A 13,305-nucleotide genomic window follows, 5' to 3' on the forward strand; every position below is an offset into this window, starting at 1 on the left:
TGGGCGCATGATGAGGAGCGATGGGGAGTTGAGTCCGGGGCGGCTGGTGCCGAAGATCGAACGGCTCTGGGCGTTGTCGGCGGAGAAGATCGACTCGATCGAGCGGAGTTGTCCGGCGGGTTCGCCGTCGCCGGTGTTCACGGTCGAGGGCCGGTACACCGCGCGGGGGTGGACCGAGTGGACCCAGGGCTTCCAGTACGGCTCCGCGCTGTTGCAGTACGACGCCACCGGTGAGCGGCGGTTCCTCGACATCGGGCGGGAGCAGACCGTGGCGGTGATGGCCAGCCACGTCAGCCACATCGGCGTACACGACCACGGGTTCAACAACGTCAGCACGTACGGCAACCTGTGGCGGCTGATGAACGAGGGGCGGATCCCGGACGACCGGGGCGAGCGGCACTTCCACGAGCTGGCGCTGAAGCTCACCGGCGCGGTGCAGGCGGCCCGGTGGCGGGACACGATCGACGGCACCGGCTACATCTACTCGTTCAACGGGCCGCAGTCGCTCTTCGTCGACACCATCCGCTCCTGTCGGGCACTGGCCGTGTCACACCTGCTCGGGCACGTACTGATGGGTGAGCGGGACGAGCGGATCTCACTGCTCGGCCGGTTGATCGAGCACGCCACGAACACCGCGCGGTGGAACGTCTTCTACGGCGAGGGCCGGGACAGTTACGACATCTCCGGTCGTACCGCACATGAGTCGATCTTCAACGTGAACGACGGCAGCTACCGGTGCCCGAGCACGCAGCAGGGCTACTCCCCGTTCAGCACCTGGACCCGGGGACTGGCCTGGGCCATGCTCGGCTTCCCCGAGCAGCTCGAATTCCTCGCCGTCCTGCCGGACGAGGCGTTCGAGCCGTACGGCGGCCGGGCCGGGGTCGAGGCGACGCTGCTCCGGGCCGCGATCGCCACCTGCGACTTCTACCTGGCCCACACCCCGGTCGACGGGATCCCCTACTGGGACACCGGTGCGCCCGGCCTGTCCCGGATGGGCGACTACCTGGAGCACCCGGCCGACCCGTACAACGCGCACGAGCCGGTGGACTCGTCGGCGGCGGCGATCGGGGCGCAGGGGCTGCTCCGGCTCGGCCGCTACCTCGGCTCGATCGGTCGGGTCGCCGAGGGGCAGCGCTACTGGCAGGCCGGGCTGACCGTCTGCGACACCCTGTTCGACGAGCCCTACCTGAGCACCGACGGTGGACACCAGGGGCTGATCCTGCACTCGGTCTACCACCGGCCGAACGGTTGGGACCACGTACCGGCGGGACAGCGGGTGCCGAACGGCGAGTCGAGCATGTGGGGCGACTACCACGCTCGTGAACTGGCCCTCTATGTCCAGCGGGTGGCCCGCGACGAGCCGTACTACACCTTCTTCGGGCCGGTGGCGGCGTCCGTACCGGTGATTGCGACGCCGGTCGGGGCGGCCCGGTGAGCCGGCGGCCGGTCGCGATCGTCACCGGCGGCTCCCGGGGCATCGGGCGGGGCATCGTGCTCTCGCTCGCCGGAGCCGGCTACGACGTCGTGGTCAACTACGCCAGCAACGCCGACGCCGCCCGCGAGGTCGGCAAGGAGGTGCAGGCGCGCGGTGGCCAGGCCCTACCGGTACGGGCCGACGTCTCGCAGCGGGCCGACCGGCAGCACCTGGTGGACGAAACCGTCAACACGTTCGGCCGGCTCGACCTGCTGGTGAGCAACGCGGGCGTGGCGCCCAACGTTCGGGCCGACCTGCTGGACGCGCAGGAGGAGTCCTTCGACCGGCTGATCGAGATCAACCTCAAGGGGCCGTACTTCCTGGTCCAGCTCGCCGCCCGGACGATGATCGAGCATCAGGCGGCGGGGATCGTCAGCAGTCCGAAGATCGTGATCGTCTCGTCGATCAGCGCGTACACGGCCAGCGTGAACCGTGGCGACTACTGCGTGAGCAAGGCCGGGCTGGCGATGACCGCCCAGCTCTACGCCGCCCGGCTCGCCGAACACGGGATCAACGTGTACGAGATCCGGCCGGGCATCATCGAGACCGACATGACCGGTGGGGTGAAGGAACGGTACGACGATCTGATCTTCAACCAGGGGCTGACGCCGATCCGCCGCTGGGGACAGCCCGACGACGTGGGCCGGGCGGTGGTCGCGGTCGCCACCGACCTGCTCCCGTTCAGCACGGGGCAGGTCATCGACGTCGACGGCGGCTTCCACCTGCGTACGCTCTAGCCGCTCACCGGCTCGGACGGATGCCCCGGGTCACCCCTACTGGACGAACTCCGGGGGCGGCCCAGGGCACGGCCCTGATTTCCCGCGCGGGGAACCGGACAATGCTGGACTGGTGGATATCGACCTGGCCGTGCTGATCGCGGTGGCCCTCGTGTGGCTGACCGCCGGCATCGTCGCGGATGGACTGCCGCAATCGGACAGTCCCCGCGCGCTGCGTCGTCGTACCACCTGGTTGTTGGCCCTGACGATGACCGGGCTCGGGGCGATGGCAGCGCTCGGGCTGGCCGCGCTGGTCGCGTCGGGCCCGACGGTGGCCGACCGCGCACCGCTCGTCCTGGCCCTGTCCGCCGTGCCGGCGATCGCCGTGGCGAAGCTGTCCGTACGGCGGCTCCGCCGGCTGCGGGCCGGTGCCGGCGCCTTTGCCGCGGCCCCGGACGCTCCGGTCCCGCCCGTGCTGCGGGCCGGCGCGGCGCATCCGATGGTCGCGTTGCCGCTACAGGTGGCCGGGCTGGTGATGCTGCCCGCAGTAGCGGCCGCCACCTCGATCGTCCCGCTGGCCGCGCCGGCCCTGGCCGGGCTCGCGCTCACCGTCGGCCTGGCCGCGGTCAGCATCATCGGCGTACGGCACGCGCTGCGGCACAGCCGGCTCGCCGAGGGTTCGACCGCGGTACGACCGGCCGTGCCGTCGTCTTCAGCGCGGGCGACCCGAGTCCTGCACGTATAGCAGTTCGAGAATTGCCCGCGCGGCTTCGAACCACCGGTCCAGCCATTCCTGGCGGGGCAGCGAGCCCTTCGACGGCAATTCGAGCAACAGCCCACGCAACAATGGGTGATCGACCAATGACTCCGGTTGCGGTTCGGCCCAGTCCGGCGGCGGATACACCGGCTCGGTGAGCCCGCCCAGGTCGAGCGACGGCAGTTTCGGCGGCCGGTTGACCGGCCCGGTCGATCCCAGGTCGGTCACCCCACCGTCGTGGGAGCCGAGGTCCTGGCCGGGAGGGCCGTCGTCGGCCAGCACACCGTCCCGTCGGGCACCGCGATACTTACCGGCGAGCCGTTCCGGCTTCGCCGACCCATTGCCCAGGTTTTCCGACCCAATCGTCATCCGTCTCGCCTGCCTCGCTCCGTCGCGAACCCGCGCGGCGGGTTGGCCCAGCGGGGTGCCGCGCCGCCTGGTACAACGACGCGGACCGGCGGTGGCGACGGCGTGGAACGGATCAGTAGCCGGCCACACCTGCCGTGACCTGCGGCGGAGCACTGGGAAGGGTGCCGGCGCGGGTGCCGGACATGGAGAGCGCGGGTGCCGGGGTCCGGACATGGAGAGCGCGGGCACCCATCGGGTGACCGCGCTCAAAGTGGCCCGCATGGTGCGTCTGACTAGCCCAGGTCGAACTCGCCGTCCTTGGCACCGCCGACGAAGGCGTCCCACTCGTCCGGCGTGAAGATCAAGGCTGGCCCGGCCGCGTTCTTCGAGTCACGAACGGCGATCGCGCCACTCACGAAGGCCACCTCGACGCAGTTGTCACAATTCGGCCCGCTACGCGAGCTCTTGTACCACGCCGCGCTGGTGAGGTCTACGCGAAACCCCTTTGTCTCCACTTCCACAATGGCTCCTCTGCTAACTTTCCAATAAGAGCTACGGAGTCCTCCGGACGAATGGCCGCTGCTCGAATATGGTCGAAAATAAAGGCGTACTTCTGCAATTCGTCGGCCTTTTCCAGGAAGAGACCACCCGTGGCATTTTCGGCGTACACCACCGGCGGGTCACCTGGTTCCGGAAAGTCGAGAATCGTGAAGGTGCCGTCCATGCCGGCATGCGCACCGACGTCGAACGGCAAGATCTGGATCGTCACATTCGGCTGATCGGCCGCTTCCACCAACCGCTTCAGTTGGTCGCGCATGACTTCTTCGCCACCGACCGGCCGACTCACCACCGTCTCATCGAGCACCACCCACACGTCGATCGGATCGTCTTGGCTCAGTAACGACTGACGACTCAACCGGACACGGACGCGTTGCTCGACTTCTTCGGCGGTGATGTCCGGGCGGGCCGAACGGATCATCGCCTTGGCGTAGTCCTCGGTTTGCAGCAGACCCGGCACGACCTGCTGCTCGTACGCCCGGATCGAGCCGGCAGCAGCCTCGAATCCGACGTATGCGCTGGTCAGTACGGTGCTGTAGGAGGCCCACCAACCCTTCTGTCGAGCCTCCCGGGCGATCTGCAACAGGTCTTCGCTCTCGACGCCGACGATGCCATAAATACTGATCATGTCGCGTACGTCACGAACTGTGGCAGTGGTATGGCCTGTCTCAATACGTGAGATTTTTGATTGCGAACATTCCAGCCGCTCGGCGACCACCTCGATTGTCACTCCGGCGGCCTCACGGAGCCGACGTAACTCAGCTCCCAGTCGGCGGCGGCGGATTGTCGGGCTCCGGCGCTCGGACACCGGGTCACCTCCGGTCGATCGCGCATGAGTTTCGGCCCGCCGCGGTGCGCGACCGTCGGGGCGGCGGGCGATCAGGTTCGCGGCGGGAAAAGGACGTACGTCAGCCGGCCGCGGCGGCGAAGACCGCCCCAGTGTGCCGGGTCCACACGCGACACTTCAAGCATCAGCGACACCGAACGCGCAAGAGCCATGCTGCAACTTGCATTGATCACGCTCTTCGTGCACCCTGTCCGTATGGCTCGGGTTACTCAGCGTTTCGATCTAGTGAGGTCGTGCACCGGCCCTCCCTATCTAACGGACGGTGCCGCCCTCCGCGCTACCACCCCAGCCGGACAAGCTCCGGGGTAATAGCCCCGCCGCTGTACGCCACACGGCTATGGCGGCTGGCGCGGTCCCGGAGTTGACGGGTGTTGGCCGGGCCGGCGTACGGACCGGCGCCGGTTCGACGCGGCCCGGCCAGCACCCCAGCCCACCGCTGCGGGCGGCGGGATACCGCGAGACACCGACAACGGGTTCCCGTGGCAAAGCTCACCAGCTCAATCGTCCAGCCAAGGTCAGTTCGGACAGGAGTCGATGTGCTTCCTCCCCGCTCAGGTGACGTCCTCCAGGTGACCCGCGCGGCGAGCGTCCAGTTCGCCGAGCCGATCCTCTTCCGGGTGATCCGGGCACACGACTGGCACACGTACGACGGATGGATCTGGCTCGACGGATACGAACTCAACAGCGCGCTGGACGCCGTCGCCCGTCGCTCGATCTTCGTACAGCTGGACGGGCTGCGCGCGGTCCGGCTCGCCGCTCCCGCGTCCCGACACCTCAACGCCGGACCACGGACCGTCCCGGGCCGCAACGCGTCGCCGATCCGGGTACGGGTCGGCTGACCCGTACCGGCGCGGGATGCGGCATCCCGGCGTTCGACCGGCACCGCCGGGCCCACCCCCATAGACTCGGGATGACCGTACGGCTCACAGAACGGACGAGTCGGGCGGCGAACCACTCGCAAGCGAGGCCCGAACCGCAGGGGTGGCCATGGCCACGAAATCCGGCGCTCGGCACCGCCCGACGCTGCCCGTCATGCTCCTTCCCGTACTCGTCGTGTTGCTCGGCGGCACGGCCGCAGGCTGTGGGAACGACGATTCCCGATCCACCGGCCCGGCCGCACTGACCTCACCCGCACCGCAGGAGCGGCCCGCCGACACGAACACCGTGTGGCCGTCGTACCCACTGCCGGACCAGCTCCGGTCGCCGACGCCGGACGGGTGGCCGACACCGCTGCCTCCCACCAGGTTGCCCGGCGGGTCCACACCACCGGAGGTGGTCGCCCCGATCCCACCGCCGGTCGACCCGACGCCACCGGCGGGCGGCGTCGGTGGCTCGGATTCGCTGGCCACCCGGTCGAGTGCCCACGCCACCGGCCCGGACCGGGCGATGGACCAACGACCGACGGGCTACCAGCGTTCACTGGTCTACTCGGGCCTGCTCGGGCTCCTCATCGCGGCGATCGGCCTCACCATGGTCGGCCGACGCCGCCGGCTCTGGTGATCCGCTCCGGCTCTGATGATCTCCGCTCCGGTCCCGGTGATCCACCCGCCCCGGTGATCTCCGTCGGAGCCACGTCGACCGGATGTCGGCGGATTCCGGCCCGGGGGATCAGCCTGTCGGTGTCGGGTCGGGCGTGACCGGGGGCCCGGTGGTCGGCGCCGGAGTCGGGGTCGCCGTCGGGGCGGGCGGTTCGGCGATCGTCAGGGTGACCTGCGAACCGACGGCGATGGGCGTACTCGGCCGCGGATCGGAGGCGATGACCGTACCGGCCGGGCGATCCGACTCGCGGAACTGCACCTGGAACGGCAACCCCGCCTGGTCGAGCAGTGCCTGGGCGTCCTCCTGGCTCAGCCCGATCACCGGCGGCACGCTGACGATGGCGGCGGCGCTCTCGGTCGGAGTGGCCGCCGGAGTGGTCGGCGCCGCCGATGTCGGCGCAGCCGTGGCGGTCGGGCTCGGCGACGGTCGGACCGGTGCGGGTCCGTTGTCGCCCGGATTCCCCTGCACGATCAGCCAGACGCCGAACACCAGGACCCCGAGCAGGACCAGCGCGATCAGTCCCACCAGAATCGGGAGCCACCAACGCCGCGGGTGCCCGTCGTCACCGGACCACTCGGCCGGTGCCGGTCCCCGTACTACCGGCGGCGCCGGCGGGGGAACCCCTGCCCGCCCCGACCAGGCCCCGCCCGGTGGCTGGCCGCCGTCGCCAACCGCCGGGAACGTCGCCGTACGGTTCAACCCGTCTGACGTACGGCGGGGTAGTTTCGCCGTCACGTCGCCCGCCGGACCGGTCGGTGGACGCGGAATCGGCATGGTCTGATCGCTTTCCGAGCCCGACGACCGGCCCGGCAACGGCATCGTCTCGTCCCCACCCGACCCGCCGCTCGAACGAGGCAACGCCATCGTCTCGTCACTGGCCGGGCCGGCGGACGGAGGCAACGCCACCGTCTGGTCCACGCTCGCGCCGGTGGACGGGGCGGGCAACGCCACGGTTCTGTCGCCGCCGGTGGGGGCGGGCGATGGGGGCAACGCCTGCGTTTCGTCGATGCCTGGACCGGACGATCGGTCCGGCAACACCTGTGTCTCGTCGGCCGCCGGAGCGGCGGACGGGCGAGGCAACGCCACCGTCTCGTCGCTGGCCGGGGCGGGGGACGGAGGCAACGCCACCGTCTCGTCGGCCGGCGGAGCGGTGGGCGTACCCGGCAGCAACATCGTCTCGTCGGAGGCCGGCTGCCGGTCGACCGCATCCGGCGCGGACGCCGGGTCCGCCGGTGCCGGCTCGGCATCCGGCGCGGTCACCCGGTCGGACTCCCCGCCCTGCTCCGGCTGCCCGACGGATTCCTGCGACACGTCGGCAGGCTCGTCCGGCTCACCGACGGATTCTTCACCGGTCGCTGCGGGCCTGTCCGGAGCTGCGGGCCGTTCCGAGGGCGCTGCGGGCTCGGGCGGTTGCGGGATGGGCTCGGTCGGGGGCTCCTCGGCCACGTCCCGTGGCTGATGACCGTCCTTCGCCATGGCACGTCCTCTCCCCGGCAAACTGCGCCCGTCCAATTTATCCGGCTGACTGCTCCGCCAACCGCCGCACCACCGGACACGGATCACCCGCCCTCCGGCCGGACCCACCCGACGCCCGGTCCGGTGGCCGGGGAGACCGGGTCGGGGTCAGGTGGCGGCCGGCGTGGGCTGTCCGGGCGGATTGTTCGGCAGGCTGCCGCAGTAGACCGCGACCTTCTCGTTCCACCGCAGTCGCTCGCCCGGTGCGGGGTCCTGCCGCAGCACCGGACCGCTCTTGCCGCTGCGGTAGTCCGGCTCGAACCCCGCTTCGACCAGCCGTGACTGCGCCTGGCTGCAACTGAGCCCGGTCACCTCGGGTACGTCCGTCAGCGGCGCCGCCCCCGCCACGTACACCTTGACGGTGGTGCCCTTGCGTACGTTCGCGCCGGCCGCAGGATCGGTACGTTCCACCGTCGGATCCTCGCCGGAGCCACCGAAGATCAGGCGCCAGCCGAGGCCACGGTCACGCAGGTCCTCCCGTACCCGTTCGAAGCTCTGACCGGTGAGGTCGGGCAGCGCGAACTGACCGGCCGGTGGTCCGGACGCCGGGGGTGTCCTGGGCGCCGCGGTGGTCGGACGGGGCTTCGACGTCTGCGACGGGGACGGGTCGAGGGTGCTGGTCGCCCCCGGTCCGGCGTCGGTACTCGGATCGGTGCCCTCGCTGTTGGCCAGGGCCCAACCGCCGATCGCGCCGACGGTGGCGAGCAGCAGCGTCGCCACCGCCGCACCGGCGACCATCGCACCTCGGCGCGGACGATCCGGTTGTTCGACCGGCGACGATGTCTGCCAGCTCGTGTTCCCATCCGTCATGTCGACCACTGCCTCACCATCCGGGCACCGAACCGCCCGCCGACAATCAACATCTGACTGATGAAGTGTGCTGGCTACCGGCAACCGCCATCCAATCGGGCGTCGATCCGCACCCTCCGTGAGGGGGCCGGCACCCCGACCGCCGTGACTCGCCCTGCCGGCGGGTGGACGCTACGCTGCCCGGCATGGCCGTACGAGGCTGGGGAGGATCGGTCGCCATCGCGATCGGCGTAGCTGCCGGCGCTGGTGCCGCGCAACTGGGGCTCGGCTACGGGCTCGGCATCATCGCCTGGCTGCCGTCCGCGAGCGGTACCAGCGAGGCATCCTGGGTGGCGAGTCTCGCCTGGGCCGCCTGGATCGCCGCCACCTCGACGGTTGCCGGTGCGATCGCGGCGCAGCGAATCGGCGCGCCGGAAACCGCCCGCTCGACCAGCCCGGTGGGAACCCTCACGCCGGCCGGACGAACGTTCGCCGCCGGACTGTGGCGGATAGCGCTGGCGCTGGCCAGCGCGGTCGGCGGGCTGGTCACCGTCGCGCTGGTTGCCGTACCGGCCAGGGCGGCGACCCGGGCCGACAGCGTCTCGCCGCAGAGCATCGCCGCCGGGTACGCGGTCATCGGCGTGATGCTCGGGCTGGTGATGGCGATCTGGGCGCTCTCCTCGCCGGCTGTCGCCAGCAACGTGATCGCCACGGTCGGCTGGTTGTGGCTGCTCGCGATCGTGTCGGTCGTCGACGGCGTGGTTTCCGGGCGCGGCCTGGGCAGTGCACAGCTCGGCGTCTGGCAGATCACCTCGGACAGCGAACGGTTCTGGTTCCGCGACTACTTCTACTGGCCCGGCGCAGCCCTCGCGCTCGGTTCGGCGCTGCTGATCGGAGCGCTCGCGGCGCGCACCACGGCACGGCTGCCCGAACGTCGGGTCGGGGCGGTGGTTTCCGGCGTGGCCGGGCCGCTGCTGGTCGCCGCCGCGTACTTCCTGGCCGCGCCGAGGCTGGTCGGGATCCGGGCCGAGCAGGTCTCGGCGCACCTGGCCGCACCGTACGCGGTGATTGCCGGCCTGGCCGGTTCGGCGCTGGTGGCGGCGCTGGCGCAGCGCGCCTCGACCGCCCGGCCGGTGCGTTCGGAACCGGCGGGTGCCGACCCGACGGAGTCACCGGAGCGGAATCCGGTACCGATGCAGCGGGTCGGCGGGTCCGATGGCCCGGCCGACGACGACCGCCCCTCGCCCCGGCCGCACGAAACCAAGCCGACAACGTCGCACGAGACCAAGCCGACCACCGCGTACGGCACCGAGCCGGGCACCCCTTACAGTGCCGAGCCGGGCAGCGAGCGGTTCGACGCCGCTACGGAGCGGTTCGGGGCGGCGGAGCCGGAGCGGCAGCGGGACGACCGGCCGGACTCCGGACAGCGGGACGACGAGGACGGCGCGGTGCGCCCGGAACCGTCGGCGGGCGTGGACCGGCCGGAGGACGCGGCGAAGCCGAAGAGCAGGTCGGCCCGGTTCGGACGCCGTACCCGCTGACTGCCCGCGTACCCGCGACGGGACCGGGCCGGTTCCCTCGTCAGTCGATGGGCCAGGTGTGTACGGGTTCGTTGGTGCGCTGGAGCTCGCCGTACCGTTGCAGCATCCGATGCAGCGCGGCCGAGCGGTCCAGGCCGTGGCGGTGCTCGGCGGCCCACACCGATTTTGCCTGCCAGACCGCACCGTTACGGCGGGTGAGACAGCGTTGCTCGATGATGCCGAGCAGGCGGTCGCGCTCGGCCGGTGCAACCCCGAACCGGTCCAGTCCGACCGCGGCCCGGGGAAGCAGTACGTCGAGCACCAGGTCGGTGACCCTTACCTCGCCGAGCCGGGGCCAGTAGACCGCGGCGTCGATGCCACGCCGGGCGGCGGAGTGGAAGTTCTCCTCCGCCGCGCTGAAGGTGAGCTGGCTCCAGATCGGTCGCTCGGCCTCGGCCAGCTCGCGGGCCAGTCCGAAGTAGAACGCGGCGTTGGCCAGCATGTCGACCACGGTCGGACCGGCCGGCAGGACCCTGTTCTCCACCCGTAGGTGCGGGCGGCCGTTCATGATGTCGTACACCGGGCGGTTCCACCGGTAGACGGTCCCGTTGTGCAACCGCAGCTCACCCAGGCGCGGTACGCCGCCCTGGTGCAGTACCTCGACCGGGTCCTCCTCCTCGCAGATCGGCAGCAGCGGCGGGAAGTAGCGGACGTTCTCCTCGAACAGGTCGAAGATCGAATTGATCCACCGTTCGCCGAACCAGACCCGTGGTCGTACGCCCTGGGCCTTGAGCTCGTCCGGCCGGGTGTCGGTGGCCTGTTCGAAGACCGCTACCCGGGTTTCCGCCCACAGTTGCCGTTCATACAGGTACGGCGAGTTCGCGCCGACCGCCACCTGGATGCCGGCGATGGCCTGGGACGCGTTCCAGTAGCTGGCGAAGTTGTCCGGCGCGACCTGAAGGTGGAGCTGGATGCTGGTGCAGGCGGCCTCGGGTGCGATCGAGTCGGTCTGGGTGTGCAGCCGTTCGACTCCCCGGATGTCCATCTCGATGTCCTCGCCACGGGCGGCGACGATCTGGTCGTTGAGTACGCGGTACCGCGCGTTCGTCGAGAGGTTGTCGGCGACCAGGTGCTGCTCGGTGAGGGTGGGCAGGATGCCGATCAGGATGACGGAGGCGTCGGCCTTGATCGCCCGGTCGTCGGCGCGGTCCAGGCTGACCCGCAGGTCATGCTCGTAGTCGGCGAAGCCGGTGCCCTCGATCAGGCGCGGTCGGGCGTTGAATTCAAGATTGAACTGTCCCAGTTCGGTCTGGAACATCGGGTCGCCGAGGTTGGCCAGGATCTCCTCGTTGCGCATCGCCGGTTCGGCGTCGGCGTCGACCAGGTTCAGCTCGATCTCCAGGCCGGTGGTCGGCCGTTCGGCGTCGAAGCCGAAGTCGTCCAGCATGAGCGCGAAGACGTCCAGGCAGCGGCGTACCTTCTGCCGGTAGCGGATGCGATCCGCGCGGGAGAATGCGGTTTGTCCGACCTCAGTGCCCATGTGTCCTCCCCGGCGCCGAAGCGCTGTCGGCGCAGCCCGGAGGAGCCGATGCCCGGATTCTTCCCGCGACCGAACTATTACGGTACGAGTAAGGACCGCGTCCGACCAGATCAGCGACGGTGCCGGCGGACGGGCCGCCAACGACGTCGATCAAACCATCGCACAGAGTCAGTCCACGCTCGCATTCGGTCTCAAATTCGCGCCACCCCGGGACCGGCGAACCGGTCCCGGGGTGGGCGCGCGCGTACCGGACGCGGGTAGCACACTGTCCGATATGGAGAGTCGATCAGGCCTGGCGGACGGCCTCGCCCTCGATCTCGATCTTGACCTTCTTGCCGACCAGTACGCCACCGGTCTCCAGGCCCATGTTCCAGGTCAGACCCCAGTCCTCACGGTCGATCTCGGTGGTCGCGGTGAACCCGAAGATCTCCTGCCCGAACGGGCTGGTGCCGACGCCGTGGAACTCAACCTTCAGGTCGACCGGATTGGTGACGCCGCGGATGGTCAGCTCACCGCTGAGCACGAACTCGTCGCCGCTGTGCGACTTCACGCCGGTGCTGCGGTACTCCAGGTTGGGGTGCTTCTCCGCCTCGAAGAAGTCGCCGCCGTTGAGGTGGGCGTCGCGGTCGGCCTGGCCGGTGGTGATGCTGGCGGCCGAGATGGTCGCGGTCACCGAGGACTGCAACGGGTCCTCCGCGACGGTGATGGTGGCGGTCGCCTCGGTGAACTCACCACGCACCTTGCTCACCATCATGTGCCGGGCCACGAAGCCGACGCGCTTGTGCGCCTGGTCGAGCAGGTAGGTGCCAGCGGCCGGGATGGTCAGGCCGGCCCAGTCACGGGTGGCGGAGTTCGTGCTGCTGGTCATGATCGTGACCCTTCCGGGGGATGATTGAGTACATCAACGACTGACGGAGCAACTATAGACTGAGCAATATTCCCGTTGTCAAGGATTGCTAGGATGTGCCGGTGGCATCGATCGAAAAGCTCTCCGACGACCCCCGCATCACCGCCCTCGGGCTGCTGATGGAGGTCCATGCCGGGCTGACCTCCCGGTTCGCCGCCCAGTTCGACGAGCACGGGCTGTCGCCGGTCGAGTTCGAGGTGCTGATGCGCCTGGCCCGCTCACCCGAGCGGCAACTGCGGATGAGCGACCTCGCCGCCCAGACCTCCCTCTCCACCAGCGGCGTGACCCGCGTGGTCGACCGAATGGAACGCGACGGGTTGCTCTGCCGGCACGCCTGCGCGTCCGACCGGCGCAGCCTCTTCGCGGTGGTGACCGACGCCGGAATGGTCCGTCTGGAGGAGACCCTCCCCGGCCACCTGGCGCTGATCGAGCGGTGGTTCACCTCGCAACTCGCCCCGGAGGCCCTACACGGACTGCTCGGCGCGCTGCGTGACGTACGGGACGCGGTCAATCCGGGTGCCACCGCCGGCAGCACCGGGATGGACGACACCGCGCCCGCCGCCTGACTCCCGCACCGGCGAAGGAGGTCCATCCCGAGCACCGGTGGGACCGGCAGAAAAACCGGCAGAAGTCATTCGCGCACTTCGGCATAAGCCGTGTTACCGGACGAAACGCTCGCTCGGGCCGACTAGTGTCCATCGAACGGGGGCTCCGGGGGAAGTGGCGCGAGCGGGAGGCAATGAGGGGCTGTCGGGGGGCAGTCTCGCTCGCGCCACACCCGAGAGCCGGCTTCAC

14 protein-coding genes are annotated in these 13,305 nt (G+C 70.1%); 7 read left to right on the forward strand and 7 right to left on the reverse strand.

Annotation, left to right across the window (positions count from 1 at the left end; genetic code table 11):
* The first annotated feature begins 7 nt into the window (after positions 1-7).
* From OG792_RS33235 to OG792_RS33245, 3 genes are all read left to right on the forward strand, one after another.
* Positions 8-1,435, forward strand: coding sequence for a hypothetical protein (locus OG792_RS33235; protein ID WP_329105662.1), 1,428 nt, complete (start codon positions 8-10; stop codon positions 1,433-1,435).
* Positions 1,432-2,211 (forward strand): 3-ketoacyl-ACP reductase, encoded by a 780-nt coding sequence (locus OG792_RS33240; RefSeq protein WP_329105663.1) that lies wholly within the window; start codon positions 1,432-1,434, stop codon positions 2,209-2,211. The genes OG792_RS33235 and OG792_RS33240 overlap by 4 nt, the downstream gene beginning before the upstream one ends.
* 112 nt (positions 2,212-2,323) lie before the next feature.
* A complete protein-coding gene (locus OG792_RS33245) occupies positions 2,324-2,935 on the forward strand; it encodes a hypothetical protein (RefSeq protein WP_329105665.1) in 612 nt (203 codons plus the stop codon).
* On the opposite strand, the gene OG792_RS33250 is transcribed toward OG792_RS33245, so the two are convergent.
* The 3 genes from OG792_RS33250 to OG792_RS33260 all read right to left on the reverse strand — a co-directional run bounded on the left by OG792_RS33250 (position 2,903) and on the right by OG792_RS33260 (position 4,661).
* Complete coding sequence (locus OG792_RS33250; RefSeq protein WP_329105666.1) at positions 2,903-3,316, reverse strand: hypothetical protein; 414 nt, start codon at positions 3,314-3,316, stop codon at positions 2,903-2,905. The two genes, OG792_RS33245 and OG792_RS33250, sit on opposite strands and share 33 nt — an antisense overlap.
* Before the next feature lie 272 nt (positions 3,317-3,588).
* Positions 3,589-3,810: a DUF397 domain-containing protein gene (locus OG792_RS33255; protein WP_329111585.1), complete on the reverse strand. Its 222-nt coding sequence runs from the start codon at positions 3,808-3,810 to the stop codon at positions 3,589-3,591.
* On the reverse strand, positions 3,786-4,661 hold the full coding sequence (locus OG792_RS33260) for a helix-turn-helix domain-containing protein (protein ID WP_329105669.1): 876 nt from the start codon (positions 4,659-4,661) through the stop codon (positions 3,786-3,788). The genes OG792_RS33255 and OG792_RS33260 overlap by 25 nt, the downstream gene beginning before the upstream one ends.
* A gap of 575 nt (positions 4,662-5,236) precedes the next feature.
* Between OG792_RS33260 and OG792_RS33265 the strand changes: the two genes are divergently transcribed.
* Positions 5,237-5,539, forward strand: coding sequence for a hypothetical protein (locus OG792_RS33265; protein ID WP_329105671.1), 303 nt, complete (start codon positions 5,237-5,239; stop codon positions 5,537-5,539).
* A 193-nt stretch (positions 5,540-5,732) separates the two neighbouring features.
* The gene (locus tag OG792_RS33270; RefSeq protein ID WP_329105673.1) at positions 5,733-6,200 is read left to right on the forward strand and encodes a hypothetical protein; all 468 of its coding nucleotides are present in this window, start codon (positions 5,733-5,735) and stop codon (positions 6,198-6,200) included.
* A 108-nt stretch (positions 6,201-6,308) separates the two neighbouring features.
* On the opposite strand, the gene OG792_RS33275 is transcribed toward OG792_RS33270, so the two are convergent.
* Together OG792_RS33275 and OG792_RS33280 are read right to left on the reverse strand one after the other, a co-directional pair.
* On the reverse strand, positions 6,309-7,550 hold the full coding sequence (locus OG792_RS33275; protein ID WP_329105675.1) for a PASTA domain-containing protein: 1,242 nt from the start codon (positions 7,548-7,550) through the stop codon (positions 6,309-6,311).
* A 312-nt stretch (positions 7,551-7,862) separates the two neighbouring features.
* The gene (locus OG792_RS33280; protein ID WP_329105677.1) at positions 7,863-8,564 is read right to left on the reverse strand and encodes a PASTA domain-containing protein; all 702 of its coding nucleotides are present in this window, start codon (positions 8,562-8,564) and stop codon (positions 7,863-7,865) included.
* A gap of 185 nt (positions 8,565-8,749) precedes the next feature.
* Between OG792_RS33280 and OG792_RS33285 the strand changes: the two genes are divergently transcribed.
* Positions 8,750-10,084: a hypothetical protein gene (locus OG792_RS33285; RefSeq protein ID WP_329105679.1), complete on the forward strand. Its 1,335-nt coding sequence runs from the start codon at positions 8,750-8,752 to the stop codon at positions 10,082-10,084.
* A 40-nt stretch (positions 10,085-10,124) separates the two neighbouring features.
* On the opposite strand, the gene OG792_RS33290 is transcribed toward OG792_RS33285, so the two are convergent.
* Positions 10,125-11,603 carry a glutamate--cysteine ligase gene (locus OG792_RS33290; protein ID WP_329105681.1) on the reverse strand — a complete coding sequence of 493 codons (1,479 nt, stop codon included), beginning with the start codon at positions 11,601-11,603 and terminating at the stop codon, positions 10,125-10,127.
* 286 nt (positions 11,604-11,889) lie between these two features.
* Complete coding sequence (locus tag OG792_RS33295; protein WP_329105683.1) at positions 11,890-12,471, reverse strand: YceI family protein; 582 nt, start codon at positions 12,469-12,471, stop codon at positions 11,890-11,892.
* 158 nt (positions 12,472-12,629) lie between these two features.
* On the opposite strand from OG792_RS33295, the gene OG792_RS33300 reads away from it, so the two are divergent.
* Positions 12,630-13,076, forward strand: a complete 447-nt coding sequence (locus OG792_RS33300) for a MarR family winged helix-turn-helix transcriptional regulator (protein ID WP_329111587.1) — start codon at positions 12,630-12,632, stop codon at positions 13,074-13,076.
* Positions 13,077-13,305: the final 229 nt, after the last annotated feature.

Origin of the sequence: Micromonospora sp. NBC_01699 (assembly GCF_036250065.1) — a bacterium.
Taxonomy (GTDB): Bacteria; Actinomycetota; Actinomycetes; order Mycobacteriales; family Micromonosporaceae; genus Micromonospora_G.